The sequence below is a fragment of the Sphingomonas pseudosanguinis genome, assembly GCF_014196255.1.
GTDB lineage: Bacteria > Pseudomonadota > Alphaproteobacteria > Sphingomonadales > Sphingomonadaceae > Sphingomonas > Sphingomonas pseudosanguinis.
This window is the reverse complement of the sequence record NZ_JACIDH010000049.1, coordinates 1-1137: the sequence shown is the minus strand read 5'-3', so window position 1 is coordinate 1137 and position 1137 is coordinate 1. Positions and strand designations below refer to the sequence as shown.

Annotated in this window: 1 protein-coding gene; it reads right to left on the bottom strand. The window is 67.4% G+C overall.

All coding sequences use genetic code 11. From position 1 onward, the window contains the following. Window positions 1–131 precede the first annotated feature (131 nt). The gene (locus tag GGR48_RS17870) at window positions 132–1079 is read right to left on the bottom strand and encodes an IS5 family transposase (protein WP_183953189.1); all 948 of its coding nucleotides are present in this window, start codon (window positions 1077–1079) and stop codon (window positions 132–134) included. Window positions 1080–1137 lie beyond the last annotated feature (58 nt).

The following is a 1137-nucleotide window of genomic DNA, read 5'->3' as shown; positions in this document are numbered from 1 at the left end:
GGGATCGTTGCGAAACATCGCGATGGCGTTGCGTGAAGGCCAATGGGGGCCAAGCAGACCTGCTTTAGGCATTCGCGGGTCCTGCTGGCTTTGGTCTGGGAGTGCGAAACGGCGTTGGCAACCGGCGGGTCTCAGGCGAGCTTGAGCGATCGGTTCATGTTGTAGGCCAGCGCCGCCAGCATCCAGTGGCTGCCATTGCGCGCCAGGCCGCGATAGCGGACGCAGGTCAGGCTCATCCAGCGCTTCAGGGTCGCGAACACACCCTCGACGGCGGCCCGGCGCGGGGCGATGAGGCGGTTGTGCCGCCACTGCCAGCGGGTCAGCGGCGGCCCGCCGCCCCAACTCTTGTGCATGATGCGCGGCTTGATCCCCTGGGCGCGCAGCCACTGGTTGCGGGCACGCTTGGCATAGCCGCGATCGGCATAGACCGCCTGCTCGTCGCCGCAGACCAGCCGGTCGGCGGGCACCGTGTCGTTGACATTGGCCGGCGTCAGCAAGAGCCGCCGGATCAGGCGGCTGCCGAGATCGACGCCGGCATGGACCTTGTAGCCGTAATGGCCCCCCGCGCGACCGGCGCGCGCGGTGTTGGCCGCATCTGGATCGACCGGCCGCCGCTTCCCATCGCGCGAGCCCGGCCGGAACGGCGTCTCGATCAGCGAGGCATCGATCATGGTGCCCTGCTTCACGATCAGGCCGCGCTGGCCCAGCTGGCGTTCGAACTCGCCGAACAGCCGGTCGGCCAGCCCGTGCTCGGCCAGCCGGTTGCGAAAGCGGCACAAGGTGGTGTGGTCGGGCGACGGAGCCTCCAGCGACAGGCCCAGGAACTTGCGGAACGAAACCCGGTCGTTGATCGCCTCCTCCAGCCCCGCATCCGACAAGGCGTACAGCTGCTGCAGGAGCAGCGCCTTCAGCATCAGCAGCAGCGCAAAGCCGGGCCGCCCCACCCCATCGGCCCGCAGCCCCGACAAAACCACCTCGAAACGATCCCAATCCACCTCGACCAGCAACCGCTCCAGACTGGCGTTGCGTCCAACCTTGGCCGACACCCAACCATCCGCAAACCCAAGCTGATCCGACATCGCATCGTCCTCCAACGAGGATAGTGAATCACCTCCGCATGGCTTTCGCAACGATCCC

Coding starts and splice junctions, on each gene's coding strand:
- GGR48_RS17870 (WP_183953189.1), bottom strand. CDS start 1,079: ATGTCGGATCAGCTTGGGTTTGCGGATGGTTGGGTGTCGGCCAAGGTT.